The organism is Stenotrophomonas maltophilia group sp. RNC7, from assembly GCF_030910085.1.
Classification (GTDB): Bacteria; Pseudomonadota; Gammaproteobacteria; order Xanthomonadales; family Xanthomonadaceae; genus Stenotrophomonas; species Stenotrophomonas sepilia.
On the sequence record NZ_JAVFVN010000961.1, the window covers coordinates 1 to 1063 of the forward strand.

The window sequence follows — 1063 nt, forward strand, 5'->3', positions numbered from 1 at the left end:
CCTTTCGGTGGTCAAGGGGCTGGTGGAACTGCATCAGGGAACGATGCAGCTGAAAAGCTGCCCCGGCGAAGGCACGGTCGTCACGGTCCGTCTTCCGGTGGCGGGTCCGCAATTTGTGACGGGAGAAGACGAATATCAGGAATTTGGCCCAGAGCTTGGCATGGTGATCGACATGCACCGTCACCAGGGAGAAAGGCGTCATGACTGGCAGAACGACGAAATCCGGGAGCAGAAAAATGCGCAAACCCGCAAAACGGCGTAGTCTCGGATCGCGGCTCCTCCATTTCTTCTTCACCTCGGCCTCGGCGCTGGCAATTGCCGCCGGAGAGTTCATCGCGCGCAACCCCGTCCTCACCGGCGGGGCAACCGCGTTTCTGGTGGTCATGAGTTTCGTTTCGGCCAATGCGCTCTGGTATCAGCCGGAGGCGCATAACGCCGTGTTCTTCCGCACAAGGCCGGATTTCGTGTTCAAGCCAACGCCGCGTGCGGTCCTGCCGGGAACGGCGGCGGCGAGCGACAATGCTCCGAAACCGACCGAAAGCGCTTCCGCAGCGCCGGTGAGCAACGCGCCAGCCCAACCGCTGGAACCCGCAAACCTGTCGGCTGACCGGCTGAATATGAACGCCTCGGTGGACGATATGCTGCCGGCGCTTGCGCCCAATGCCGATCTGGAAATCGCGCGGCTGCAGTATCGGCTTTCGACGCTTGGAATCTACAAGGGGCCGGTGGACGGTTTCACCGGGCCGCAGACCCGCGAAGCGGTGGAACGCTGGCGCGCCTTGCAGCAGAAGCTCGGCGTGCAGGAGGCCAACATCCCGCAGCAACTGCTGGCCGATGCCCAAAACGGTAACTCGAACCGCACTCCGGCTCGGGACGATGTGGCAAAAGCCATCGAGGTCGCGGTTCCATCGCCGCGTCCGCAGCCCGCTGTCCTGAAATCGGAAACAGTTTCCAAACCGAAGCCCGACCTTGCTTCCTATGAAAAACCGGCGCCGAAAAAACAGGTCGCGGCAGCACCCGCCGGTCAGTCGGCGAAGGTGAGTTCGCAGGATATCATCCGCGT

Annotated in this window: 2 protein-coding genes; both read left to right on the forward strand. The window is 62.2% G+C overall.

Annotated elements, in window-relative coordinates; all coding sequences use genetic code 11:
* Positions 1 to 262, forward strand: a 262-nt coding sequence (locus RCF13_RS25110) for a hypothetical protein (protein ID WP_308141634.1), incomplete at its 5' end; no start/stop codon positions are given.
* The coding region (locus RCF13_RS25115) for a peptidoglycan-binding domain-containing protein (RefSeq protein WP_308141635.1) at positions 237 to 1063 on the forward strand (827 nt) is incomplete at its 3' end. The genes RCF13_RS25110 and RCF13_RS25115, both read left to right, overlap by 26 nt.